22 protein-coding genes and 1 other RNA gene are annotated in these 25,685 nt (G+C 66.1%); 12 read left to right on the top strand and 11 right to left on the bottom strand.

All coding sequences use genetic code 11. The annotated features are described in order from the left end of the window. Positions 1–72: 72 nt before the first annotated feature. Positions 73–1,728 (top strand): OFA family MFS transporter, encoded by a 1,656-nt coding sequence (locus QO259_RS20005; protein ID WP_285951325.1) that lies wholly within the window; start codon positions 73–75, stop codon positions 1,726–1,728. Between the two features lie 105 nt (positions 1,729–1,833). Here QO259_RS20005 and QO259_RS20000 read toward each other — a convergent pair whose 3' ends face one another. Beyond that, positions 1,834–2,922, bottom strand: a complete 1,089-nt coding sequence (locus QO259_RS20000; RefSeq protein ID WP_285951324.1) for a substrate-binding domain-containing protein — start codon at positions 2,920–2,922, stop codon at positions 1,834–1,836. 191 nt (positions 2,923–3,113) lie between these two features. On the opposite strand from QO259_RS20000, the gene QO259_RS19995 reads away from it, so the two are divergent. From QO259_RS19995 to QO259_RS19980, 4 genes are read left to right on the top strand one after another with little or no spacing between them, the layout of a single operon-like run. Then, positions 3,114–3,620 (top strand): formate dehydrogenase subunit gamma, encoded by a 507-nt coding sequence (locus tag QO259_RS19995; RefSeq protein WP_207036224.1) that lies wholly within the window; start codon positions 3,114–3,116, stop codon positions 3,618–3,620. After that, positions 3,620–5,176, top strand: a complete 1,557-nt coding sequence (locus tag QO259_RS19990) for a formate dehydrogenase beta subunit (RefSeq protein WP_285951323.1) — start codon at positions 3,620–3,622, stop codon at positions 5,174–5,176. The genes QO259_RS19995 and QO259_RS19990 overlap by 1 nt, the downstream gene beginning before the upstream one ends. 2 nt (positions 5,177–5,178) lie before the next feature. Further along, positions 5,179–8,067, top strand: a complete 2,889-nt coding sequence (fdhF, locus tag QO259_RS19985; RefSeq protein ID WP_285951322.1) for a formate dehydrogenase subunit alpha — start codon at positions 5,179–5,181, stop codon at positions 8,065–8,067. 36 nt (positions 8,068–8,103) lie between these two features. Next, positions 8,104–8,367: a formate dehydrogenase subunit delta gene (locus QO259_RS19980; RefSeq protein WP_285951321.1), complete on the top strand. Its 264-nt coding sequence runs from the start codon at positions 8,104–8,106 to the stop codon at positions 8,365–8,367. A 126-nt stretch (positions 8,368–8,493) separates the two neighbouring features. Here QO259_RS19980 and dnaJ read toward each other — a convergent pair whose 3' ends face one another. The 3 genes from dnaJ to grpE form a co-directional block, all read right to left on the bottom strand. Next, complete coding sequence (dnaJ, locus tag QO259_RS19975; protein ID WP_207036230.1) at positions 8,494–9,645, bottom strand: molecular chaperone DnaJ; 1,152 nt, start codon at positions 9,643–9,645, stop codon at positions 8,494–8,496. 98 nt (positions 9,646–9,743) lie between these two features. Further along, the gene (dnaK, locus tag QO259_RS19970; protein ID WP_207036232.1) at positions 9,744–11,684 is read right to left on the bottom strand and encodes a molecular chaperone DnaK; all 1,941 of its coding nucleotides are present in this window, start codon (positions 11,682–11,684) and stop codon (positions 9,744–9,746) included. Between the two features lie 124 nt (positions 11,685–11,808). Further along, on the bottom strand, positions 11,809–12,432 hold the full coding sequence (gene grpE, locus QO259_RS19965) for a nucleotide exchange factor GrpE (RefSeq protein WP_285951320.1): 624 nt from the start codon (positions 12,430–12,432) through the stop codon (positions 11,809–11,811). Between the two features lie 256 nt (positions 12,433–12,688). Between grpE and recN the strand changes: the two genes are divergently transcribed. After that, positions 12,689–14,362: a DNA repair protein RecN gene (gene recN / locus QO259_RS19960; RefSeq protein ID WP_285951319.1), complete on the top strand. Its 1,674-nt coding sequence runs from the start codon at positions 12,689–12,691 to the stop codon at positions 14,360–14,362. Positions 14,363–14,474: 112 nt separating this feature from the next. Here recN and fur read toward each other — a convergent pair whose 3' ends face one another. Then, positions 14,475–14,924 (bottom strand): ferric iron uptake transcriptional regulator, encoded by a 450-nt coding sequence (gene fur, locus QO259_RS19955; protein ID WP_035476150.1) that lies wholly within the window; start codon positions 14,922–14,924, stop codon positions 14,475–14,477. Positions 14,925–14,996: 72 nt separating this feature from the next. Here fur and QO259_RS19950 point away from each other — a divergent pair, with 72 nt between their 5' ends. Continuing rightward, a complete protein-coding gene (locus tag QO259_RS19950) occupies positions 14,997–15,419 on the top strand; it encodes an outer membrane protein assembly factor BamE (RefSeq protein ID WP_285951318.1) in 423 nt (140 codons plus the stop codon). Between the two features lie 168 nt (positions 15,420–15,587). Here the strand turns inward: QO259_RS19950 and QO259_RS19945 are convergent, their stop codons facing one another. Together QO259_RS19945 and QO259_RS19940 are read right to left on the bottom strand one after the other, a co-directional pair. Next, on the bottom strand, positions 15,588–15,950 hold the full coding sequence (locus QO259_RS19945; RefSeq protein WP_285951317.1) for an RnfH family protein: 363 nt from the start codon (positions 15,948–15,950) through the stop codon (positions 15,588–15,590). Positions 15,951–15,954: 4 nt separating this feature from the next. Next, entirely contained in the window at positions 15,955–16,389 is a 435-nt protein-coding gene (locus QO259_RS19940) for a type II toxin-antitoxin system RatA family toxin (RefSeq protein ID WP_035476148.1), read from the bottom strand. A gap of 124 nt (positions 16,390–16,513) precedes the next feature. Between QO259_RS19940 and smpB the strand changes: the two genes are divergently transcribed. The 4 genes from smpB (at position 16,514) to QO259_RS19920 (ending at position 18,383) form a co-directional block, all read left to right on the top strand. Further along, positions 16,514–16,993, top strand: coding sequence for an SsrA-binding protein SmpB (gene smpB / locus QO259_RS19935; protein ID WP_035476147.1), 480 nt, complete (start codon positions 16,514–16,516; stop codon positions 16,991–16,993). Between the two features lie 78 nt (positions 16,994–17,071). Further along, positions 17,072–17,450, top strand: a transfer-messenger RNA (tmRNA) gene (gene ssrA, locus QO259_RS19930). 292 nt (positions 17,451–17,742) lie between these two features. Beyond that, a complete protein-coding gene (locus QO259_RS19925) occupies positions 17,743–18,075 on the top strand; it encodes a type II toxin-antitoxin system RelE/ParE family toxin (protein WP_285951316.1) in 333 nt (110 codons plus the stop codon). After that, positions 18,072–18,383 carry an addiction module antidote protein gene (locus QO259_RS19920; protein WP_285951315.1) on the top strand — a complete coding sequence of 104 codons (312 nt, stop codon included), beginning with the start codon at positions 18,072–18,074 and terminating at the stop codon, positions 18,381–18,383. The genes QO259_RS19925 and QO259_RS19920 overlap by 4 nt, the downstream gene beginning before the upstream one ends. 214 nt (positions 18,384–18,597) lie before the next feature. On the opposite strand, the gene QO259_RS19915 is transcribed toward QO259_RS19920, so the two are convergent. Next, a complete protein-coding gene (locus QO259_RS19915; RefSeq protein ID WP_207036242.1) occupies positions 18,598–18,789 on the bottom strand; it encodes a hypothetical protein in 192 nt (63 codons plus the stop codon). 484 nt (positions 18,790–19,273) lie between these two features. On the opposite strand from QO259_RS19915, the gene QO259_RS19910 reads away from it, so the two are divergent. Continuing rightward, positions 19,274–21,721 (top strand): mechanosensitive ion channel domain-containing protein, encoded by a 2,448-nt coding sequence (locus QO259_RS19910; RefSeq protein WP_502949123.1) that lies wholly within the window; start codon positions 19,274–19,276, stop codon positions 21,719–21,721. Positions 21,722–21,818: 97 nt separating this feature from the next. On the opposite strand, the gene QO259_RS19905 is transcribed toward QO259_RS19910, so the two are convergent. From QO259_RS19905 to QO259_RS19895, 3 genes are all read right to left on the bottom strand, one after another. Continuing rightward, positions 21,819–22,739 carry an ROK family protein gene (locus QO259_RS19905; protein ID WP_285951314.1) on the bottom strand — a complete coding sequence of 307 codons (921 nt, stop codon included), beginning with the start codon at positions 22,737–22,739 and terminating at the stop codon, positions 21,819–21,821. A gap of 79 nt (positions 22,740–22,818) precedes the next feature. Further along, positions 22,819–24,042, bottom strand: coding sequence for a heme biosynthesis HemY N-terminal domain-containing protein (locus QO259_RS19900; RefSeq protein WP_035476143.1), 1,224 nt, complete (start codon positions 24,040–24,042; stop codon positions 22,819–22,821). Then, positions 24,039–25,568, bottom strand: a complete 1,530-nt coding sequence (locus QO259_RS19895; RefSeq protein ID WP_285951313.1) for a uroporphyrinogen-III C-methyltransferase — start codon at positions 25,566–25,568, stop codon at positions 24,039–24,041. Before QO259_RS19895 ends, QO259_RS19900 begins: the two co-directional genes overlap by 4 nt. Positions 25,569–25,685: the final 117 nt, after the last annotated feature.

Here is a 25,685-nt window from a genome sequence, read left to right as displayed (position 1 = left end):
TGTAGTGCACGCGGGTGCCATCCGGCCACCGCGTCTGCGCCGACGATACGAAAAACGAAAAGAGGATCGAGCATGAGTGGGATCGACCAAGCCGCCCAGGGCGCCAGCGGCAGTGCCGGTGCGGGGTTCTTCGCCCGCGAGCGCACCATCGCGGGCCCCAATTTCAATCGCTGGCTGGTGCCGACCGCGGCACTGGCCATTCACCTGTGTATCGGGATGGCCTATGGGTTCTCGGTGTTCTGGCTGCCGATGAGCCAGCAGATCGCCGATGCCCCGGCCAGCTGCAGCAATCTCGGGCTGCTGCAGGCACTGACCACCACCAGCTGTAACTGGAGCGTGGCCCAGGTCACCTATGTCTTTGGTATCTTCATCGCCATGCTCGGCGTCTCCGCCGCCATCTGGGGGGCCTGGCTCGAGCACGCCGGTCCGCGCAAGGCCGGCTGTATCGCCGCACTATGCTGGGGCGGCGGCCTGATCGTCGGCGGCATCGGGGTCATGCAGCATCAGCTGTGGTTGGTCTACCTCGGCTGTGGCGTGCTCGGCGGTATCGGCCAGGGGCTGGGCTACATCACCCCGGTCTCGACCCTGATCAAGTGGTTCCCGGACCGCCGCGGCATGGCCACCGGCTTCGCCATCATGGGCTATGGCGGCGGCGCCATGGTCGGCGCACCGCTGGCGGTGGTACTGATGAAGCACTACGCCGCCGACGGCGGCACCGGCGTGGCCATGACCCTGATCACCATGGGTGTGATCTACGCCATCGTCATGGCCTGCGGCGCCATCGGCTTCCGCGTCCCGCCCAACGGCTGGAAGCCGGCCGGCTGGGTGCCGCCGAAGAAAGCCAGTGCCAATGCCATGATCGCTCACGGTCACGTGCACCTGAACACCGCCTGGAAGACCAAGCAGTTCTGGCTGATCTGGGGCGTACTGTTCCTCAACGTGACCGCCGGGATCGCGGTGATCTCGATGGCAAGCCCGATGCTGCAGGATGTCTTCGGCGGCGCCCTGGTGGGTCTGGATGACCGCGAGGCGGTGCTCAGCGCCGCGCAGAAAGCCGCCGTGGTGGCCGCCGCGGCCGGCCTGGTGGGGCTGATCAGTCTGTTCAACAGCGTCGGACGCCTGTTCTGGGCCTCGCTGTCGGACAAGATCGGGCGCAAGAACACCTACTACTGCTTCTTCGTCATCGGCATCGTGATGTACTGCCTGCTGCCGATGTGGGGCCACCTGGGCATGGCCGGGCTGTTCGTGATCTCGATCTGCGTCATCCTGAGCATGTACGGCGGCGGCTTCGCCACGGTGCCGGCCTATCTCGCCGATATCTTCGGCACCCAGATGGTCGGCGCCATCCACGGCCGCCTGCTCACCGCCTGGACCGCTGCCGGTCTGGTCGGTCCGCTGATCATCGCCGCGCTGCGCCAGGCCCAGTTGGATGCCGGCGTCGAACCCAGCCTGGTCTATGACCGCACGCTCTACATCATGGCCGGCCTGCTGTTCCTGGGCCTGATCTGCAATGCCCTGGTCAAGCCGGTCAAGCCAGAGCAGCAGATGAGCGACGAGGAGCTGGCCCGCGAGCGCGCGCTGCAGAAGGAAGACACCGTCTCAGCCAACGCCGAGACCGCTGCCCGCGGCAGTTTCGGTATCGGCGGCGTGCTCGCCTGGCTGGGTGTCGGCGTGCCCTTCCTGATCGGGCTCTACATCGCCCTGGCCAAGGCTGCCGCTCTGTTCTGAGGCAGCGCTTCGCCCACCCGTGCCGGCGCGCCAAAGGCGTGGCTCGGCGCGGGTATCCTATGCCAGAGGCGCCCACATGGGCGCCTCTGGCGTTTCAGGTACCGCTCAAGGATCACACGCCAGCGTCCCGCCCTCCTCACCTCGATCTTCCGCCAGCAGCGCATCGAAGGTCTGCACCTCGCCACAGCGATCCGGCGCATAGCCGCTGAGCGCCTCCAGCCGAGCGCGAAAGGGCGCCGAACTCATGAACGCCAACAGCTCCTGAACGTTGTGACGCCGCAGACGCTCTTCGGGACACACCAGCAGATAGTGCTCGCTGGCCAGCCCCAGGAAATCGAGCCCGAACTGCGCCGCCGCGGCCTCCAGCCCGAAACCGACATCGGCCATGCCAGAGGCGACGTAGGCGGCCACCGCGGTATGCGTGAACTCCTCCTGCTCGGCGCCCTGGATCTGCGCTTCGGCGATCCCCGCCTCGGCCAGCAGCAGCCGGAACAGCAACCGCGTGCCGGAGTGGATGTCGCGGTTGATGAAACGCTCGCCGGGGCGGGTCAGGTCGGCCAGCCCGGCGACTCGCGCGCGCTCGCCGCGGCGCAGGATCAGCCCCTGGCGCCGGGTGACGAAGCGGATCACCCGCAGCCGCTGCCGCGACAGTGCCGGTTGGTAAGCCTGCATCACCTGCGCCGCCAAGCGCGGCGAGGTGGGTAGGTGAAAGCTGGCCAGATCGCAGTCACCGCGCTCCAGCGCGTTCAGCGCCTCTTCCGGCTGGCAGTAGCGCAGGTCGAGCTCGCCGGCGAAGCCCGGCAGCAGCGCCACGGCATAGCCGTGGGTGGCGTGCAGGCGCAGCACCGGGTGGGCGCCCGCGACCAGCTGCTGCAGCTGATGGTTGAGCTCCGAGGCCATGCTGTCGATCTGCGGCCCCAGACGCGCCTTGACCCGCTGCTCGGACCACGACAGCGTCTCGCCCAGTGGCGATAGCCAGGTGCCGTGCCCCTTGCGCATGTCCACCAGCGCCATGCCGAAAAAGTTTTCGGCGCGATTGAGCAGATTCCAGGCGTGGCGATAAGAGATTCCCGCGGACTGGGCCGCATGGGTCAGCTTGCCGCTCTCGCGCAGATTCGCCAGCAGCGCGAACAGTACCGGATCGAGCAGCTCGCCCTCATCGCTGCGAAACAGCCACGCGGGGGTGATATTCAACTTTTTTCTAAGCATTTTCGTTCATATTTTGCGCGCTCGATGGGAGTGCTAGTTTGGTCTTCAGCGGCATCCACTTAAATCAGTTAAGAACAATATTTCATATAAGACGATGGACTGACGCGGGCTCCTGACAAACCCGATCGCGGCAGGCCATGCACACGACCAGCCACCGACTCGATGAGAAACAGGCCATGTCACACCCCACTCCGCAGCCCGCCGACACGGCGCTGGTGGCGCAGCTCCAGGCCGTGATCGACCAGCACGCCGCGCGCCCCGGGGCCATGCTGCCATTGTTGCACGCCATCCAGGCGCAGCACGGCTATATCCCCGACGCCGCCGTACCCATGATCGCCGAGGCGCTGCGCCATACCCGCGCCGAAGTGCACGGCATCATCAGTTTCTACCACCACTTCCGCACCCATCCCCCGGGGCGCCACGTGATCCAGGTGTGCCGCGCCGAGGCGTGCCAGGCGGTGGGCGCGCGGGCGCTGGAAGCCCACGTCAAGTCCGCGCTGGGGGTCGACTATCATGAGACTACGGCGGATCGCGAGTTCACCCTTGAGCCGGTCTACTGCCTCGGCAACTGCGCCTGCGGGCCGTCGCTGCGGGTCGACGACGAGATCCACGGACGCATGGACGCCGCCGGCTTCGATCGGCTGGCGGCCCAACTGAGCGCCACCGTGGTGGAGGTGAAGTGATGACGACCACGATCTATGTGCCGTGTGACACCACCGCCCGCTCGCTCGGCGCCGACGCCGTGGCGGCGCGCCTGACGCGGGCCGCCGAGCGCCTGGGTGTGGACATCCAGCTCAAGCGCAACGGCTCCCGCGGGCTATTCTGGCTGGAGCCGCTGGTGGAGGTGGAGACCGCGGCGGGCCGGGTGGCCTATGGCCCGGTCGCCCCCACCGACGTCGACGCCCTGGTCGACGCCGGCCTGTTCGAAGGCCGGCAGGAGCACGACCTGGCCCTCGGCGACATCGAAGCCCACCCCTATCTGGCGCGCCAGCAGCGGCTGACCTTCTCGCGCATCGGTCTGACCGACCCGCTGTCGCTCGAGGATTACACCGCACGGCAGGGCTTCGCCGGCCTCAAGCAGGCGCTGGCGCTGACGCCCCAGGCTATCGTCGACGAGGTCAAGGCCTCGGGGCTGCGCGGACGTGGCGGCGCGGCCTTCCCCACCGGCATCAAGTGGCAGACCGTGCACGACACCCCGGCGGCGCAGAAGTACATCGTGTGCAACGCCGACGAGGGCGACTCCGGCACCTTCGCCGACCGCCTGGTGATGGAGTGCGACCCCTTCATGCTGATCGAGGGCATGACCATCGCCGGGCTCGCCGTGGGTGCCACCCAGGGCTATATCTATCTGCGCTCGGAGTATCCGCTGGCACAGGCGATGCTCGATGAGGCAATCGTCCGCGCCGAGGCCGCCGGCTACCTGGGTGAGAACATCCTCGACAGCGACCACGCCTTCCACCTCGAAGTCCGCCTGGGCGCCGGGGCCTATATCTGCGGCGAGGAGACCTCGCTGCTGGAGAGCCTGGAGGGCAAGCGCGGGCTGGTACGCGCCAAGCCGCCGCTACCGGCGATCGAGGGTCTGTTCGGCCAGCCCACCGTGGTCAACAACGTGCTCTCGCTGGCCGCGGTGCCGTTCATCCTCGACCAGGGCGGCCAGGCCTACGCCGACTACGGCATGGGCAAGTCCCGCGGCACCCTGGCGCTGCAGCTGGCCGGCAACGTCGCTCGTGGCGGGCTGGTCGAGCTGGCCTTCGGCACCACCCTGCGCGAGCTGATGGAGAGCTTCGGCGGCGGCACGCGCAGCGGCCGCCCGCTCAAGGCGGTGCAGGTGGGCGGCCCGCTGGGCGCCTATCTGCCGCAGAGCCAGTGGGATACCCCGCTCGACTATGAGGCCTTCGCTGCCTTCGGTGGTGTGGTCGGCCACGGCGGCGTGGTGATGTTCGACGACAGCGTCGACATGGGCGCCCAGGCGCGCTTCGCCATGGAGTTCTGCGCGGTGGAGTCCTGCGGCAAGTGCACCCCGTGCCGCATTGGCGCCGTGCGCGGCGTCGAGGTGATCGACCGTATCCGCGCCGGCGACGCTGCCGACGACAATCTGGTCCTGCTCGCCGACCTGTGCGAGACCATGGTGGACGGTTCGCTGTGTGCCATGGGGGGCATGACCCCCTTCCCGGTGCAGAGCGTGATGAAGCACTTTCCCGATGACCTGACCCGGCCCCAGGCCGAAGGCGGGAGGTAAGCATGTTGCAATATTTCGAACCCGACGCATCCCACGCCGCCCAGTTCGCCCGCGACCTGGGCACCCCGGCGCGTTTCTCCGAGACCCAGGTGGCACTGACCATCGACGGCCACAGCATCAGCGTGCCCGAAGGCACCTCGGTGCTGCGCGCCGCGGCGCTAGCCGGCATCACCATCCCCAAGCTGTGCGCCTCGGACAATCTCGAAGCGTTCGGCTCGTGCCGCCTGTGCGCGGTCGAGATCGAGGGCCGCCGCGGTCTGCCGGCCTCCTGCACCACGCCGGTCAGCGAGGGCATGGCAGTCACCACCCAGAACGCCCGGCTGGCCAAGCTGCGGCGCAACGTGATGGAGCTCTACATCTCCGATCACCCGCTGGACTGTCTGACCTGCCCCGCCAACGGTGACTGCGAGCTGCAGGACATGGCCGGCGCGGTGGGCCTGCGCGAGGTGCGCTACGGCTTCGAGGGGGCCAACCATCTCGACGCCGAGACCGACGCCTCCAACCCCTACTTCAGCTTCGACCCCAGCAAGTGCATCGTCTGCTCGCGCTGCGTGCGCGCCTGCAACGAGGTCCAGGGCACCTTCGCCCTGACCATCGAGGGGCGCGGCTTCGACTCCAAGGTCGCCGCCGGGCAGAACGAGCCGTTCATGGAATCCGAGTGCGTCTCCTGCGGCGCCTGCGTGCAGGCCTGCCCCACCTCGACGCTGATGGAAAAGAGCGTGATCGAGCAGGGCGTGCCCGAGCACAGCGTGGTCACCACCTGCGCCTACTGCGGCGTCGGCTGCTCGTTCGAGGCGCAGATGAAGGGCGACCAGCTGGTGCGCATGGTGCCCTACAAGGGCGGCGACGCGAACCACGGCCACTCCTGCGTCAAGGGGCGCTTCGCCTTCGGCTACGCCACCCACAAGGATCGCATCAAGGAGCCGATGATCCGCGACTCGATCGATCAGCCGTGGCGTGTGGTCTCGTGGGAAGAGGCGCTCGGCTTCGCCTCTCGGCGTCTGCGCGAGATCCAGACCCAGTACGGGCGCGAAAGCGTCGGCGGCATCACCTCCTCGCGCTGCACCAACGAGGAGACTTATCTGGTGCAGAAGCTGATCCGCGCCGCCTTCGGCAACAACAACACCGATACCTGTGCGCGGGTGTGCCACTCGCCCACCGGCTACGGGCTGAAGACCACCCTGGGCGAATCCGCCGGTACCCAGACCTTCGATTCGGTGATGCAGGCCGACACCATCCTGGTGATCGGCGCCAACCCCACCGACGCCCACCCGGTGTTCGCCTCGCAGATGAAGCGCCGCCTGCGTCAGGGCGCGACCCTGATCGTCGCCGACCCGCGGCGGATCGACCTGCTCAAGACACCCCACGGCGGCAAGAGCCTGCACCTGCCGCTCAAGCCCGGCACCAACGTGGCGCTGGTCAATGCCCTGGCCCACGTGGTGGTCACCGAGGGGCTGGAGGATCACGACTTCATCGCACGGCGCTGCGAAGGCGACGCCTATCGGCAGTGGCGCGACTTCATCAGCGAGCCGCGCAATGCCCCCGAGGCGCTGGAAGCCGAGACCGGCGTGCCGGCGGCCAAGGTCCGCGAAGCCGCCCGCGCCTATGCCACCGCCGGCAACGGGGCGATCTACTACGGTCTCGGCGTGACCGAGCACAGCCAGGGCTCGACCATGGTGATGGGCATCGCCAACCTCGCCATGGCCACCGGCAACATCGGTCGCGAAGGGGTCGGCGTCAACCCGCTGCGCGGTCAGAACAACGTCCAGGGCTCCTGCGACATGGGCTCCTTCCCGCATGAGCTGCCCGGCTACCAGCACGTCGCCGACCCGGCGGTGCGCGAGAAGTTCGAGGCGGTCTGGCACACCCCGCTGGACGACGAGCCGGGGCTGCGCATCCCCAACATGTTCGACGCTGCGATCGCCGGCACCTTCAAGGCGCTCTACGTGCAGGGCGAGGATATCGCCCAGTCGGACCCCAACACCCAGCACGTGGAGTCGGCCCTGCGCGCGCTGGACTGCCTGATCGTGCAGGACATCTTCCTCAACGAGACCGCCAAGTACGCCCACGTACTGTTGCCGGGGGCCACCTTCCTCGAGAAGAACGGCACCTTCACCAACGCCGAGCGGCGCATCAACCGGGTGCGCCGGGTGATGCCGCCGGTGGCCGGCAAGGAAGACTGGGAGGTCACCCAGGACCTGGCCAACGCCCTGGGCTATCCGATGCACTACACCCATCCGTCCGAGATCATGGACGAGATCGCCAGCCTCACGCCGACCTTCACCGGGGTCAGCTACGCCAAGCTGGAGAAACTCGGCAGCATCCAGTGGCCGTGCAACGACGCCTTCCCCGACGGCACGCCGACCATGCACGCGCTGGACTTCCCCATCGGCAAGGGGCACTTCGCGATCACCGAGTACGTCGCCACCGAGGAGCGCACCAGCCGCCGCTACCCGCTGCTGCTGACCACCGGGCGTATCCTCAGCCAGTACAACGTGGGTGCCCAGACGCGGCGCACCGCCAACAGCGCCTGGCATGCCGAGGACGTGCTCGAGATCCACCCCAGCGACGCCGAGCTGCGCGGCATCGCCGATGGCGACTGGCTCGGCATCAGCAGCCGCGTGGGCCAGACCGTGCTGCGCTGCCGTATCAGCGAGCGCATGGCACCGGGGGTGGTCTACACCACCTTCCACCACCCCGGCAGCGGGGCCAACGTGATCACCACCGACAACTCCGACTGGGCCACCAACTGCCCCGAGTACAAGGTAACGGCGGTCCAGGTGGAGAAGGTGTCGCAGCCCTCGTCGTGGCAGCAGCACTTCCAGCACTTCGACGCGCGCCAGCAGCACTATCTGGCCGCCGCCGACGACGCCCCGGCCGCGCTTAAGTGAGCGCGGCAGGATTCGGCCAACCGGGGAGAGACGGATATGAGCGATAACACGGCGTCGCTGATCAAGATGATCAATCAGATCAGCCTCAACAACCGCCATCACGGCGACGATGCCCAGGCGGCCGAACAGGTCGCTACCCATCTCAAGAAGTTCTGGGCGCGCCCCATGAAGCGCGACATCATCGCCTACGCCGACGAGGACGGCAGCCAGCTCGATCCGGTGTCGAAGCTGGCCGTCGAGCGGCTCAAGGCGCTCTCGAGTACGGTCAAGGACTGGGAGGAGACCTCGGACGCGGGCTAGCCGCCGCGACCCGCGGGTCGGCAATCACCACCAAGACAGCGCCACTAATACAGCGCCACCAAGAAAAAGCCCCCGCCGGACGAATCCGGCGGGGGCTTTCTCATGACCCTGCGAGCGGCGCCGGGGTCAGGGCTTCATGTCTTCGAAGAAGCGCTTCACGCCGTCGAACCAGCCCTCTTTCTTGGGCGAGTGGCGGCTGGCACTGCCCAGGCTCTCCTGGAACTTGCGCAGCAGCTCTTTCTGCTCTTCGGAGAGATTGACCGGCGTCTCCACCACGACCTTGCACAGCAGGTCGCCGGCGGGGCCGCCGCGCACCGGTTTCACGCCCTTGCCGCGCAGCCGGAACAGCTTGCCGGTCTGGGTCTCGGCGGGGATCTTGAGCTTGACCCGGCCCTCCAGGGTCGGCACCTCGAGCTCGCCACCCAGGGCGGCGTCGACGAAGTTGATCGGCACTTCGCAGTGCAGATGACGCCCGTCACGCTCGAAGATCGGGTGCGGCTTGATATCGGCCTGGACGTAGAGGTCGCCCGCCGGCCCGCCGTTGAGCCCGGACTCGCCCTCGCCGTTGAGACGAATACGGTCGCCGGTATCCACCCCGGCCGGGATCTTCACCGACAGCGTGCGCGTCTCGCGTACACGGCCCTCGCCATGGCACTTGCGGCACGGCACCTTGATCACCTGGCCGCTGCCGTGGCAGGTCGGGCAGGTCTGCTGCACGGCGAAGAAGCCCTGCTGCATGCGCACCTGGCCCTGGCCGTGACAGGTCGGGCAGGTCTCCTTGCTCGAACCGGGCTCGGCGCCGCTGCCGTCGCAGTGCTCGCACTCGACGTGGCGCGGTACGCGGATATCGACCGTGGTGCCGAAGACGGCATCCTCGAGATCGAGCTCCAGGTTGTAGCGCAGATCGCTGCCGCGCTGGGGCGCGTTGGGGTTGCGTCGACCACCGCCGCCGCCACCGAAGATATCGCCGAAGACATCGCCGAAGATATCGCTGAAACCGCCGGCCCCGGCACCGCCGAAACCGCCGCCACCGAAACCGCCGCCGGCCTGGCCGTCGACACCGGCATGGCCGAACTGGTCGTAGGCCGCGCGCTTCTGGTCGTCGGACAGCACCTCGTAGGCATCGGAGACCTCGCGGAATTTCTCCGCCGCCTGCTGATCGTCCGGATTGCGATCCGGATGGTACTTCTGTGCCAGCCGGCGATAGGCCTTCTTGATCTCCTTGCCGTCGGCGCCCTTGTCGACGCCCAGCACTTCGTAGTAGTCACGCTTGGACATGACGTTGTTCGCCTCCGTATCGATGCCGTGCAAACGACAACGCGGGAGTCGTGTCTGGCTCCCGCGCTGCTGCCGTCACACGACGTCAGACGTCGTGATTATTGCTTTTTCCGATCGTCGTTGACTTCCTCGAACTCGGCGTCAACCACGTCATCCTCTTTCTTGCCGCTGGCCTGGGCGTCGTCGGCCTGGGCACCCGCGTCCTGACCGGCGCCTTCGCCCTGCTCGGCGTACATCTTCTGCGCCAGGTTGCCGGAGGCTTCGGTGAGCGCGTCGAGCTTGGCCTGGATGGCGTCCTTGTCGTCACCCTTGAGCGCTTCCTCGAGCTCGCCGATGGCGCTCTCGATCTTGCTCTTCTCGTCGGCGTCGACCTTGTCGCCGGCCTCTTCCAGCGTCTTGCGCGAGGCGTGGATCATGCCGTCGGCCTGGTTGCGCAGGGCGACCAGCTCTTCGAACTTCTTGTCCTCGGCCTCGTGCGCCTCGGCATCCTTGACCATCTGATCGATCTCCTCGTCGGAGAGACCGCTGGAGGACTTGATCACGATCGACTGTTCTTTGCCGGTCGCCTTGTCCTTGGCCGTGATGTTGAGGATACCGTTGGCGTCGAGATCGAAGGCGACTTCGATCTGCGGCACGCCGCGCGGTGCCGGCGGAATGTCGGCGAGGTCGAAGCGACCCAGAGACTTGTTCTGCGCCGCCTGCTTACGCTCACCCTGCAGCGCGTGGATCGTCACGGCCGTCTGGTTATCCTCGGCGGTGGAGAAGGTCTGGGTCTTCTTGGTCGGGATCGTGGTGTTCTTCTCGATCAGCGGCGTCATCACGCCACCCAGGGTCTCGATGCCCAGGGTCAGCGGGGTCACGTCGAGCAGCAGCACGTCCTTGACGTCACCGCCGAGCACGCCACCCTGAATCGCGGCACCCATGGCCACGGCTTCGTCCGGGTTGACGTCCTTGCGGGCGTCCTTGCCGAAGAACTCGGCGACCTTCTGCTGCACCAGCGGCATGCGGGTCTGGCCGCCGACCAGGATGACGTCGTGAATCTCGCTGTTGGAGAGACCGGCGTCGTCCATGGCGGTCTTGCACGGACCCAGCGAGCGGCTGACCAGATCTTCGACCAGCGACTCGAGCTTGGCCCGGGTGACCTTGATCGCCAGGTGCTTGGGACCGGTGTTGTCGGCGGTGATGTAGGGCAGATTGACTTCGGTCTGCTGGGCCGATGAGAGCTCGATCTTGGCCTTCTCGGCGGCTTCCTTCAGACGCTGCATGGCCAGGCTGTCACCGGACAGGTCGATGCCCGAATCGCTCTTGAACTGCTGCACCAGGTAGTCGATCAGCTTGAGGTCGAAGTCCTCGCCACCCAGGAAGGTGTCACCGTTGGTGGCCAGCACCTCGAACTGCTTCTCGCCGTCGACGTCGGCGACTTCGATGATCGAGATGTCGAAGGTACCGCCACCCAGGTCGTAGACCGCGATAGTACGGTCGCCGGTGGAGCGATCCATGCCGTAGGCCAGCGCAGCCGCGGTCGGCTCGTTGATGATGCGCTTGACCTCGAGACCGGCGATGCGGCCGGCGTCCTTGGTCGCCTGACGCTGGGAATCGTTGAAGTAGGCCGGCACGGTGATGACCGCTTCAGTCACTTCTTCACCGAGATAGTCCTCGGCGGTCTTCTTCATCTTCTTGAGCACTTCCGCGCTCACCTGCGGCGGTGCCAGCTTCTTGTCGTTCACCTGCACCCAAGCGTCGCCGTTATCGGCTTCGACGATGCGGTAAGGCACCATCTTGATGTCCTTCTGGACGACGTCGTCCTTGAACTTGCGGCCGATCAGGCGCTTGACGGCGTAGAGCGTGTTGGTCGGGTTGGTGACCGCCTGACGCTTGGCCGCCTGGCCGACCAGGGTCTCGCCGTCATCGGTGTAACCGATGATCGAGGGCGTGGTGCGAGCGCCTTCGGCGTTCTCGATCACGCGAGTCTTGTCACCGTCGAGCACGGCGACGCAGGAGTTGGTCGTACCCAGGTCGATACCGATGATGCGTCCCATAATTCCTCACCTCTAACAATTCGTTGACGATTCGATACGTTGTCTTGGCGGCGCGTGTGTGGCGCGATTGACTGCTATCTGGGGGCTTTCGGGCGCCTTTCAAGCCCCGTCGGCCCAGATTGCGTCAGGCCGACTTGCTGACGATGACCATCGCCGGCCGCACCAGACGCCCGTTCAGGGTGTAACCCTTCTGCATCACATCCATGACCGTGTTGGGGTCGAGCTCCGGATTGGGCACCATGCTCATCGCTTCGTGGAACTGCGGATCGAACGGTTCACCCTGCGGGTCGATCTGCTCGACGCCGAACTTGGCGAGCACGTCGAGCTGCATCTTCAGGGTCATCGACACCCCCTCGCGGTGGGTCTCGTCGACCTCCTGCATGCTCTCCAGCCCCTTTTCCAGACTGTCGACCACCGGCAGCAGCTCCTTGACGAACTTCTCCAGGGCGAACTTCCGGGCCTTCTCGGCATCCTGCTCGGCGCGGCGACGGGCATTCTGGGCCTCGGCCGCGGCACGCATCGACTGATCCTTGGCGTCGGTGAGCGCCTGCTCCAGCTCTTCGACCCGCGCAGCCAGCACTTCTGCCTCGGGGTTGGCGTCGCCGCCGGTCTCGCCTGGCTCATGCTCGAGTTCGTCGGCAACCGCGTCGAGATCACCCTCGAGCGGCGCCTGGGTCGGCTGCGGTTCGCCATCGCGCTCGGCGCGCTCGATCTCTTCGTCGACGGGCTTCTGCGGATCTCTGACCATGAGTCTCTCCCGATATAGATGTGATGAAAGCACCAGTATGAAGACAGCGTCGGCGTCATCGACGCTCGCTATTGATGTCCAAGTGACTGCCTATATGGGGCTGCCCGCGACGATCTCAAGCGTTGGCAGGCGTTGCGTGAGCGTCCGTGCACGCCACACGAGCCTCGGGCACCGCGGGGTGGATTGAAGCGCCGAACCGACTACTGTATAAACGAACAGACTACTGTATGGCCGCCATCGATCCTCGGGAGGCAGCATGCTGATCCAACTCGCCATTCGCGACTTCGCCATCGTCGACACCCTCGATCTGGAGTTCCAGTCCGGCATGACCGCCATTACCGGTGAGACCGGGGCGGGCAAGTCGATCCTGCTCGGCGCCCTCGGGCTCTGCCTGGGCGAACGCGCCGATGCCGGCGGCGTGCGTCATGGCGCCGAACGCGCCGATCTCAGCGCGCGCTTCGATCTCAGCGGCCGCGCCGAGGCGCGGGCCTGGCTCGCCGCGCGCGAACTGCCGAGCGAGGATTGCCTGCTGCGCCGGGTGGTCACCGCTTCCGGACGCTCCAAGGCGTGGATCAACGGCCAGCCCTGCACCATCGCCGACCTGCGCGAGCTCGGCGAGTGTCTGATCGACGTTCACAGCCAGCATGCCCACCAGGCGCTGCTCAACGAGGAGACCCACCGCCGTCTGCTCGACGATGCCGCCGGCCAGCGCCGCGCGGTCGACGAGCTGGCGGCGCTGTACCGCCAGTGGCAGAGCCTGCGCAAGCAGTATCGTCAGCGCAGCGAGAACGACGAGGAGCGCGAGGCCAAGCGCCAACTGCTGCGCTATCAGGTGGAGGAGCTGGATCAACTGGCGCTGCAGGCGGACGAGCTGGAGTCGCTGGAGCAGGAGCAGGAGACCCTGGCGCATCTGGAGGAGACGCTGCGCGAGGCGCAGTTCGCCGCAGACTGCTGCGACCACGACGAAGGCGGCGCGCTGGGCCTGCTACTGCAGGCGCACACGCGCCTGTCGCGGGTGCCGGGCAGTGACCGCGGCAGCCTGGCGGAAGCGCTCGGCATGCTCAATGATGCCCAGATCCAGCTCGAGGAGGCGGCCCGGGAGCTGCATCACTTCGTCGAGTCCACCGAGCTCGATCCGCAAAGGCTGGCTTGGGTCGACGAGCGCCTCGGCGAGATCCATCGCATTGCGCGCAAGCACCACGTCATGCCCGACGAGCTGGTCGCGCTGCATCAGCGCCTGAGCGCCGAGCTGGCCGACCTCGATGGCGGCGACGACGATCTCGACAGCCTGCGCGCGCGGCTCGAGGAGACGCGCCAGCAATACCGCGACGCCGCCCGCCAGATCAGCGAAGCGCGCCAGACCAGCGCCACCGAGTTCGCCCGTCAGGTGCAGGAGCAGCTCGCCTTCCTGGGCATGGAGAAGGCGCGCTTCGCGGTCGAGGTCAACCCGCTGGAGACGCCGCAGCCCCACGGCGTCGACCGCGTCAGCCTCTTGATCAGTGCCAACCCCGGTCAACCACCGCGGCCGCTGGCCAAGGTCGCCTCCGGCGGCGAGCTCTCCCGCGTCAGCCTGGCGATCCAGGTGGTGGCGGCCAGCCACAGCACCCTGGCCACGCTGGTGTTCGACGAGGTCGACGTGGGCATCTCCGGGGCCACCGCCGAAATCGTCGGCCAGCTGCTGCGCCGGCTGGGCCAGAAAGCCCAGATCATGACCGTGACCCACCTGCCGCAGGTCGCCGCCCAGGCGCACCAGCATCTGCACATCGAAAAGCAGTCCAGCGACGAAGCCACCCGCACCCAGATGGCGCAGCTCGACGAGGCGGGCAGAGTGCGCGAGATCGCGCGCATGCTCGGCGGCGTCAAGCTCTCGGAGCGCACCCTGGCCCACGCCCGCGAGATGCTGGCGGCGAGCCAGACCGGGGCGCACTGAGCGTCACCGGCACCTCGCCACCGGGACCGATCCCACCACACACAACGCAGAACGCCGACCCCTGGGGGTCGGCGTTCTAGTGATGTATCCGGTGCCCTGGCGGGCCTGGGTGTCACTTCTTGCTGCTGTCCTGGCGCGTCGCCTTGGAGCCGCGCGGGCGGACGTAGAGCACCAGCGCGTGCTCGACCAGCTCGTAGCCGTGCTCCTCGACGATCTCGCGCTGGCGCCGCTCGATCTCTTCGTCATAGAACTCGACGATGTCGCCGGACTCCAGGTCCACCATGTGGTCATGGTGCTCTTCCTGGGTCATCTCGAACACGGCATGGCCGCCGTCGAAATTATGACGCACCACCAGGCCGGCGGCCTCGAACTGCGTCAGCACACGGTATACGGTAGCGAGGCCGACGTCTTCTCCCGACTCCAGCAGCGCCTTGTAGACGTCCTCGGCACTCATATGGAGCTCTTCTTCCATACGTGTCGCTTCGAGAATCTGCAGGATCTTGACACGCGGCAGAGTGACCTTGAGTCCCGCCTTGCGCAATTCTTGGTTTTCGTCTGCCATGGTCGCTCTTCGCAGTGGCGTCCCGTGTCGGGTATGATCAATCCACGCAACGATAGTGAAAGACGGACTCAAATGCAAAACCTGATCAGAACGGCCGTACTCGTGCTCGCAGCGTCTCTCATCGCTGGCTGTAGCTACTTTGGCGTCTACAAACGCGACCTCGTCCAGGGCAACCTCATCACCCAGGACATGGTGTCTCAGCTCCATACCGGCATGAGCCGCGCCCAGGTCGTTCAGGTCATGGGAACGCCGCTGATGGAAGCGCCCTTCTCCTCCGACCAGTGGGACTACGTCTTCTATCTCGACAAGGCCTACGGCGGCACGGTGGAGAAGCGGGTCACGCTCACCTTCGCCAACGACCAGGTGGTCGACATCAAGAAGTCCGGTGACATGAATGCCGACGTCGAACTCGACCAGGACAGCGGCCCGGGGCCGGCGGTCGAAGGTGCCGGCGAAGGTGCTGCGGTGCCGCAGGTCGGCCCCACAGGCCTCTAAGGAATCACTGCATAAATGCCTGCACGAGCGAATGACTACGTTGCGCGGTACTCGAAGGCTCGCCTAACCCCCAGTTATGTCTCGCCTTCTGCGTTCCGTGCGCCTTGTCCTTCATCTCGTTCGGCGATTTATTCAGCGCTTCCCTAAGCCCTCTCTATCGAGTGCCAGTCAGCGCGGCGGCCTGCGGGCCGCCCGCTCACGTCGCGCCTGCTTGGGATCGATACGCAGCGGACGGTAGACCTCGACCCGCTCCCCCGGCAGCAGTTCGCGCTGCTCGGGTTGGGCGAGACGTTCACCGAAGATCCCCAGCGGCGCACTCGCCAGCCAGGATTCGTCGAGGTCGGCAAAATAGGCCGGCAGATCGGCACGCATCACCGCCTCCCGCGCGGTCAGCCCCGCCGACCAAGCGAGCGTGACGATACGCTGATGCGTCGGCGTGGCGTAAGCCACCTCGACCAGCGCATCGCCTCCCACCGGCGCCTCGCCCGGCTCGGCATCGCTAACCTCGGAGACATCGGCTGCGAAAGGCATGGCGTCAGCGCCCATAGACCTGATCGGCGCGCCGGGTGAAAGCGTCGATCAGCTGCCCCGCCACCTGCTGGAACAGCCGACCGAAGGCCATCCCCAGCAGCCGGTTGCTGAACTCGAACTCCATCTCCAGCTCCACCTTGCAGGCGTTCTCGCCCAGATCACGGAACAGCCAGCACCCGTCGAGGCGCTTGAACGGGCCGTCGACCAGCGACAGATCGATGCGCCCGGGGCGCTTGAGATCATTGCGCGTGGTCACGGTCTGCTCGACACCGCCCTTGGCCAGGGTCATGCTGCCGATCAGATAATCCTCTCCGCGTTCGACCACCCGGGCTCGACGGCAGCCGGGGAGGAATTCCGGATAGCGTTCGAAATCATTGACCAGCTCGAACATCTGTTCCGGGGTATGCCGGACAAAAGCAGACCGGTGCACGCTTGGCATGTAGCTCTCCACTGATTTATCGCCCCGATGCGCGTATCATGGGGGCTATTTCTCACATGCTTGAATGGTAGCACGCTCGCCCCCAGGTCTGCGGGCGTACCGGATATCGCCGCGAAGAGGTGTCATGGGTAAGAAGAAAGGCAACGCGCCCGGCAACAACACGATCGCCCAGAACAAGAAGGCTCGTTTCGAGTATCACATCGACGAAACCTTCGAGGCGGGTCTCTCGCTGAGCGGTTGGGAGGTCAAGAGCCTGCGCGCCGGCAAGGCCCAGCTCACCGACACCTATATCCTGATCAAGAACGGCGAGGCCTGGCTGCTGGGCAGCCACATCACGCCGCTCAATACCGCCAGCACCCACGTGGTGGCGGAGCCCGATCGTACGCGCAAGCTGCTGCTGCATCGTAAGGAGATCGCCAGGATCTTCTCGCGGACCCAGGAGAAGGGTCACACCTGCGTGCCGCTCAAGCTCTACTGGAAGAAGAATCTGGTCAAGTGCGAGCTGGCGCTGGTGCGCGGCAAGCAATTGCACGACAAGCGCGCCACCCAGAAGGAGCGCGACTGGAATCGCGAGAAGGCGCGGGTGATGCGCGACCACGCCTGAGGCGCGACGTCGAGGGTTCGATTCGACGATTGAGATGGCGTGGGGTCATCCCCAACTGATAGAATGCTGGGGTTCCACGGGGGCGACATGGCTTCGACGCCGGTGACAATCCCTGAGGTGCATGCCGAGAGCGTAACGTATCTCGTAAATCCAACGTTACGATTAAATAGTCGCAAACGACGAAAACTACGCTCAAGGCGCACTGGCAGCCTAAGAACTGCTAGCTGTTGTCTGGCCTCGAAGCGATGTGCCCATTCATCGCGGAGAGGATACGAGCTAAAGCTGATGGGACCGCGTATGTCAGCGCTCTCCTGACATGCGTTAAACCTTAGAGAGATCGCAAGGTGTCATCCTGCCCGTCGGAGGTCACTGCGCTAAATCAAAAGACGGAACTAAGCATGTAGAGCCGATGGGTGAGTGCCGGCGGACGGGGGTTCAATTCCCCCCGCCTCCACCAAACAAGGGTTTCAGGGCATACCAAGACGTGTCACGAGACCAGCAAACAAGGGCCTTCGGGCCCTTTTTTGTTGTCTGGGCATATCCCCCCCCTGCGCCCACGCAATGCCCCTCAATGTCGCGCCCCACCAATCTGCAGGGTATCAGCAACCCTTTCAGCGCGATTTAGCTCCGTAGCGAAGGGGTTTCAGCAGCCTAGCAAAATCCTTAGACCCTCTTTCACGTCATGCCAGCGGCTTTCGAAAACCGAACACATCTATCCCACCAGTAGCTTAAAAGCTACAATGAAGATCATGATCGAGCTGACGCATTACCTCACTGCCGATGGCCATGACCCGTTCCAGCAATGGCTGGATACGCTCAAGGCGAAGGATCGGCAGGCAGCCATGCGGGTGCTGACCCGCCTTAACCGGCTGGCGGCGGGCAATCCGGGCGATGCCAAATCCGTGGGTGCTGGCGTGTTCGAGCTGCGAGTCGACTATGGGCCCGGCTATCGCGTCTATTACGCCAAGGTGGGCAAGCGTTGGGTCATGCTGCTGGCTGGCGGCAGCAAGAAGCGCCAGCAGACCGACATCGAACAGGCCAAAGCGTTTCTCGAGGACCATCACAGGAGGGTCAAGCGATGAGAAGTCACGACGATGTCGTGATCGAGATGCTGCGAGAAGATCCCACCATGGCGGTGGACTATCTGCGCACCGCATTCGATGAGCTGGACGAGGAAGGAGGAGAGACCGCCTTTCTCATCGCGCTGCGCCATGTGGTCGAATCCCAAGGTGGCATGGCAGCCGTTGCCGAGAAAGCCAAAGTGTCCCGAGAAAGCCTCTACCGGGCTCTTTCGCCTAAAGGCAACCCGACACTGCGCACCATGACCGCCGTCATCAAGGCGACGGGCATTCACTTCCACGATCTGACCACGCCGCGGCAGTCTGCTTGATGCGATGGTACCACCCCATCTCACTCTCGATGGGGGCATATCTGGGGGCACATCGGATCATGGATTACTGAAAACGCTTACTGGTCTGATACATAGGCGATTTTTTCAGTGGACCCCGCCTCCACCAACACCAGAAAAAAGCACCTCGAGAGAGGTGCTTTTTTTGTGCCTGCACGCTTGGCCCAAATCTTTAGCGCGGTCATCGCGCTAAAGGCTACAGCGCCGGGTGACGCCCACCGCGGCGGGGCCCGGCCGCCGCCATGGCGCGCTCCAGGTCCTGGCTCTTGCACTTGAATGCCGAGCAGCCGGCACAGCGAATATCCTGCGCCGTCTCGTCGAGTGTCGGCAGCAGAAAGCGCTCGCCGCCGCAGACGTTGCAGCGCAGTTCGAGGGTTACATTGAGCATGATCGATCCCTGACAGGGCACCAGCGCAGGCCGGCACCAGACTTGAGGTGGAAGAGACAGCGCGGCGGCCTCCGATCCGCCCACGCAGCGCCGCGCGGTGTCACAGCCGCGGCGGCTCGACTGAGCGTGGCAAAGAATCGCGCCTTGTCCAGCGCTATCGCCACCGTCGCTGGCAAATCCATCCCGATTCAGTGGCAAGCGGGCACGGATTGACTAGCCTCAAGAGATACGGCGGCGGCTGAATTTCCGCGCGACGATAAAATGTTACCCTAAGGATGTTTAAGTTGAGCGCGGACCGTCGTCAGCCGCCGCGTGTGCGTGCGTTCACCGCGCCGGCATGACGATATCCCCTCGTGGCACGGTCATTGAGACACGGTGCCCGAGACTGGCCCTGAAAACAGGGCCCTAAAGACATAGTCCTTAACGACATAGTCCTAACGACATAGCCCTTACTACCCTGCCCTTCAGACAAGGAGGTTGAAGCGTGCCCACCCCTCGCCCCGATCGCTGGCCGAGCCGCTGGCTACTCTTGATACTGCTGTTCTTCGCAGCCCCGCTGATGGCGCAACAGGGCGCCGGCTCGGAGGCGTCGTCGAGCGCGCCCGCCGAGCAGAACGCCCAGGAAGGCCCCGCCTACTCGACGATGGCCGACCTGCTGGAAAACGAGCAGTCGCGCCAGGCGCTGATCGACCAGCTGCGCAAGCTCGCCGCCGAGCAGCCCCAGGCCGGCGAGTCTCAAGGCAGTGCGCCCGCGCAGGCGAGTGCCAGCCAGGCCACCAGTGACAGTGCCGCGAGCACCGATAACGCCAAGGCTGCCGAGAGCGTCTCCTTCCCGCGGCGCATGGCGCAGATCACCAGCGCCTTCGCCGATGATATCGGCGGGCAGTTCACCGCCGTGGCGGCGCTGGTCGGTGGCTTCTTCGGCAGCGGCGACGCCGCCGCCAGCAGCGGCCCCGCCTTCAACCTGAGCGATTTCCTCGATGCCGCGCTGGAGCTCGCCATGGTGATCGTCGCCACCGTGGTCGCGTTCTTCGTGCTGCGGCGCCTCGCCGGGCCGCTGTTCAACCGGTTCAGTCGCTGGTCGCTGCAGGGTGATGGACGCGCCCACCTGCTGCGCGTGATCGTCAGCGTGATCCTGGCTGCCGTGGTCGACGTAGCCGTGGTAGTGCTGGCCTATGTCGCCGGCAACCTCGTCGCCACCTTCCTGGTCGGCGAGAGTGGCACCTTGAACACGCGCTTCTCGCTGTTCCTCAACGCCTTCCTGATGATCGAGCTGTTCAAGTGCGCACTGCGCGTGCTGTTCGCCTCCAGCCACGAAGGTCTGCGCCTGGTGCCGATCAGCGCCGCCCAGGCACGCTACTGCAACGGCTTCCTGGCCACCCTGGCCGGTTTCATCGGTTACGGCATGCTGGTAGTGGTACCGATTCTGAACATCAACCTCTCGCCGGCCTTCGGCAAGGTGATCAGCGTACTGATCATGCTGATCGCCCTGCTCGCGGCGATGACCGTGATCCTCAAGAAGCGTCTCGCCGTACGCGATCTGATTCTGGGCAAATCCGAGCAGGCCAGCATGGCCGCCTCGCGCATCGCCCTGCGTATGCTGGCCGGCGTGTGGCACGTGATCGCCATTCTGTATGCGCTGATGGTGTTCGGCGTGACCCTGCTGCATCCGGAAACCGCGCTGCCGTTCGTGCTCATCGCGACCCTGAAGACGATTCTCTACATCGGCATCGGCATGCTGGTTTCAGGCCTGCTGACCCAACTGATCGGGCGGCGTATCACGCTTGGCGATGACATTCGCCGGCGTCTTCCGATGCTCGAGGGGCGCCTCAACGCCTATGTGCCGAGCTTCCTCAAGGTGATCCGCATGATCATCCTGGTTGCGGTAGTGCTGTACACCCTGGACGCCTGGGGCGCCTTCGACCTGGCCGCCTGGTACGCCAGCGAAGCCGGCGCGCACGCCGTCGCCACCGTAATCCAGGTGATTCTGATTCTGGCCGTGGCCGCCATCGTGTGGATCGGTCTGGCCAGCCTGATCGAGAACTATCTCAATCCGGAAACTGGCGGCGGCGCCCCGACCGCCCGCGCCCAGACCCTGATGAGCCTGTTCCGCAACGCCCTGGCGATCACCCTTATCATCATGACGGTGATGATCGTGCTGTCGCAGATCGGCATCAACATCGGCCCGCTGATCGCCGGCGCCGGGGTGCTGGGTCTGGCCATCGGTTTCGGTGCCCAGAAGCTGGTCCAGGACGTCATCACCGGGGTCTTCATCCAGCTCGAGAATGCGATGAACACCGGCGACGTCGTCACCGTGGGTGGCGTCACCGGCACCGCCGAACGCGTCAGCATCCGCTCGGTGGCGATCCGCGACCTCTCCGGCACCTACCATATCGTGCCGTTCTCGTCGGTGGGCACGGTGTCCAACTTCATGCGTGAATACGGCAACCATGTCGGCGAGTACGGCATCGCCTACCGCGAGAACATCGATTACGCCATCGAGCAGCTGCAGGCGGCATTCGAGGAGCTCAAGGCGAGCGAGGAGCATGGCCACAAGCTGCTGGCACCGATGACCGTGGCGGGGGTGGTCGCCCTCGCCGACAGCTCGGTCAATATCCGTGTGGTGATCAAGACCACCCCGGGCGACCAGTGGGGTGTGGGCCGCGCCTACAACCGTCTGGTCAAGCTCTACTTCGACAAGGCCGGTATCGAGATCCCGTTCCCGCACACCACGCTCTACTTCGGCGAGGATCGGGACGGCTCGGCGCCGCCGGCCCACGTGCGCGTGCTGCGCGACGACAAGCGCGACATTCCGGGTACCGCTCACGAGGCCGCGTCCTCCGAGCAGCCCGATACGCGGTCGCACGATGCCACGCACAGCAAGCCGACCCACGACGACGTCGACGACGATGCCGGTGACGATCCGCGCTGAACGCCACGACGTCAAAGCACAAGTGAGAGAGTAAAAAATGAGGCCGCCCTTCGGGGCGGCCTCTTGCGTTCTGGGGGGGCATGTCGGCGGGTGGCGCCTACACCGCGTCGGGAAGGAAACCGGCCCCCCGCATGGCAGCCCCGCGCACGCCACTGGCGGCGCCCAGATGCGAGGCCACCACCCGCGGCACGACGACACCGGGAAAGAGATGACGCCCGAGCGCCGCCGGCAGCGCGGCGACCAGTTCGGGCAGGGAGGAGAGCCCACCGCCGATCACGATCGCCGCCGGGGCCAGTAGCTTGGTGACGTTGGCCAGCGCCTCACCGAGCAGATCGACGTGACAGCGGTGGGCCAGCTCCGCCGCTGGGTCGCCCGCCTGCCAGGCGGCGTACCAGGTCTCGGCGCGCTGCGCCTCGCCGCCGAAATGGCGAAACAACTCTACCAGCCCGGGGCCGGCGATATAGCGCTCGAGACAGCCGTGCAGACCGCAGCCGCAGGCCAGACGCGGCAGGTGGTAGCGCTCGCTGGCTGCCGCCGAGAGCGGCAAATGCCCCCACTCGCCGGCCAGGCCGCCACACCCGCCGAGCAGGCGCCCCTCGACGATCGCTCCGCCGCCGGCCCCGGTGCCCAGGATCGCACCGAAGGCGTGGCGCTCGCCGGCGGCGGCGCCGCCCGGTCCGACCTCCGAAAGGATGAAGCAGCGGCTATCGTTGTCGAACACCACCGGGCGGTCGAAGTGGGCGTGCAGCGAGGCCGCCAGCGGCAGCTCGCGCAGGCCGGGCAGATTGGCGGTGACGAGACAGCCGCGGGCATCGATCACCCCGGGCAGGCCGATCCCTAGAGTGCCCCGCGCGCCGAAGCGGGCGTCGGCCATGGCAACCATCGCTGCCAACCGCGCCAGCAGCGCCGGGCCATCCGCCGCGGGGGTCGCCTCGCGCCAGGTGGCGAGACGCTGCCACTGGGAATCGAACACCGCGAGCTCGATCTTGGTGCCGCCGACATCGATACCGTAGTGCATGCCTGTTCCTTGGATGAACGCCTCGCGGCGACAAAAAAGGGCGCCCACGGGCGCCCAGGAGAGCAATCGGTGGCCGACGTCAGCGCGTCACATCGCTGGGCTGGGGCAGCGCCGGCAACGACTTGTCCAGCAGCGTGACGCTCTGGCGGTAGTAGAGCTGGCTCTTGCTGTGGTCACCGAGGTTGGCATAGAGCCGTGCCAGCTCCGCACACACCACTCCGCTCGGGCGCTGGCGCTGGCTCGCCTCGAAGTACTCCTGCGCCTTGCCCCAGTAGGCGTTGCGCAGCGAGAGACGGCCCAGGGTGAGCAGCAGATCGGGGTCGTTGGGCCGCTCCTGCAGCCACTTCTCGGCGTACGCCAGCTGGCGCGCGGCGTCGACGTTGAGCAAGCCGTAGCGCAGCACCAGACGCGTGTCCCAGTGCTCCTTGAGGGCGTTGCGCAGCAGGCGTTCGGCATCGCCCTCCTCGCCGCCCTTGATCAGCGCATCGCTGTAGAGCAGAACCAGCTCGACGTCGCTGCGCAGCGCATCGGGCATATCCGCCCAGAGTGCCCGCACCCGCTGCAGATTGCCCTCCTGCTGAGCGGCGTGGATCAGCAGCTCGCGGTTGGCGCGCTGCTCGAGTTCGCGGCGCTCGTCGTCGGTGATCAGGCGGTGCTTGTCGAGCCGCGGCAGCAGCCGGCGCAGGCCGTCCCAGTCGTTGACGCTGAGATAAGCCTGCTTGAGCAGCTTGAGCACCTGCGGATGCTCCGGCAGTTGCTGCTCCAGGCGGGTCAGGGTGGCCAGCGCCTCCTCGAACTGTTGGCGGTCGAGCATCAGCTGCGCCTGCACCAGACCCACCGCAGTGTCGGCGCCCTCGGTGCTGTGGTGGGCGCGTTTGAGCAGCACGTCGGCCTGCTCGTAGCGGCCCTGATAGTGCGCTGCCAGCGCCGCCGAGAGGTAGTTGACCAGCGGCGTGCCGGAGTCGTCGGCAGCCTTGGTCAGCGCCTTTTCGGCACGTTTCCAACGCCCCTCGGCCAGCGCCACCAGGCCACGCACGGTGCGCTTCATGGCGGTACGGTGACGGGTGCGGCTGTTCCACACCTTGAGCCGGCTCATCGGCCGGCGTAGGCGCATCAGCGCGCGCAGGCCGAAGTGCAGGACCAGAAAGGCGATCAGCAGCAGCACGCAGCCGAACCAGAACGAGGTCTGGATCGAGGTATCGCCGACACGGATGAACCAGTATCCCGGCAGCGACTGCATCAACTGCCCGAACAGCGCGCCGACCGCCAGACCGAAGACGATCAGCAGGATCAGCTTTCTCATGCGCCCTCTCCCTGTGCCGATCCGTTCTGCGTCGCCTGACCGCCGTTCGCGTTACTACCACCGGTGCCGTTACCGAAGCGCTTCTCGATGAACTGCTTGAGCAGCTGCGACGACTGGCTGATGTCCGGCAGCTCCGGGCGCACGTTCTCGTCGCGCAGCGAGGAGAGCTTGTCGAGCGCGTTCTCGACGCCCTGATTGTCGGTGTCGTAGTAGCCCTTGATCAGCTCGATCGCCTTGCCCAGGCTGGCCTGATAGAGCTTGGGCTCGGCCTTGAGCAGCGCCAGCTGCGCCTGCTCCAGCAGCATGCGCACGTTCTGGCGCAGATAGGACTCCTGCTCAGGGGTGATCAGCGCCTCCAGCGGCTGGTCGTGGCGCCGCACGGTGACCAGATCCTTGAGCTCGCGCCCCAGGGTGGCGAGCTGCTCGCGCCAGCCGCCACTGGGCTGGGCGTCGCCCTTGCCGGCGGCGATCTGCTCGATGTCCTGTTTCAGCGGCAGGCGGGCCAGCTGCTCCTGCTGCGCCATCAGCGCCAGGTAGATACCGGTGCGGTCGATCACCGGCACCGAGTCGAGCGAAGCCAGCTCCGACTGGATCGCGCGGCGGATCGGCACCAGCGCCGGGTTGTCCGCCTCGCGCAGGCGGGCGTCGGCGGCCTCGAGCAGCGCCTTGGCGCCGGGCACGTCGCGCTCCAGCTGCAGCCGCTGGTTGGCCAGGCGCAGCAGGTACTCGGCTTCGGCGTGGAGCCACTCGCGCGGATCGGCCTGCTGCTGCTTGGCCAGCTCCGCCAGCACCTTGTCCAGGGTCTTGTCGAGGCTCTGGCGGTACTGGTCGAACTCGCCGCGCATCATCTTCAGCGACTGCTGACGGTTCTGGTCGAGATCGCCGACGCGCGCGCTCAGGTCGTCGATGGCGCCGCGGTTGGACTGGACCTGGTCCAGCTTCTGCTGCTGTTGCTGCAGCAGCTGCCAGCCGCGGTAGCCGATGAACGCCACGGCGATCGCCAGCACGATGACCAGGATCAGCGCCAGCAGGCCGAGCTTGCTGCTCTTGCCGTTCTTGCCGCCGCCACTGCGGCTGCCATCATGACTGCTGCCGCCTCCGCCGCTGCCGCCAGGCTTGGCGCTGGAAGACGCGGCCCCGCCGCCATCGCGCGACAGCGGACCGGCCGGCTTGGCAGCCTTGGTGCTCGTCTTGCTCTTGCCCTTGGCGGCGTCGCGCTTACCCTCACCGGCCTGGCTTTCGCCGCCAGCGCTCTTGGCAGCGCCAGTCTGGGCGCGCTCCTGTTTGGCAGTACTGGCCGCCTTGCCGCTGGCGCGAGAGGTACTGGGTTCGGCGCTGGCATCCGGCTGAGCCACGTCCGGCTTGACCGGATCGGTATGGCCGGCGGTATCGGCAGCGGTGTCGGGTGTCGACGCGGCAGTCGACGAAGCGGTCTTGTCCTGCTCGGCTTTCCGAGCGTCGCCGTCGGCCGGATTGTCGGAAGCGGAGGCCGACTGCGGTTGTTGATCGTTTCGTTGCTTGCTCATCTACGCTGCCTTTACTCGTGATCACCCTGATCGAAGGTGGCGCCCGGACGGCGCGTCGGGTTGGCGACGCTGCCATCGGAGCAGGATCGAACCGGCGCTCGACGGCGGGCCGGTAAG

The sequence above is a fragment of the Salinicola sp. JS01 genome (genome assembly GCF_030284585.1).
In the GTDB taxonomy this organism is placed as follows: domain Bacteria; phylum Pseudomonadota; class Gammaproteobacteria; order Pseudomonadales; family Halomonadaceae; genus Salinicola.
The sequence above is the reverse complement of the archived record's forward strand: the minus strand, read 5'-3'. Positions and strand labels throughout refer to the sequence as shown.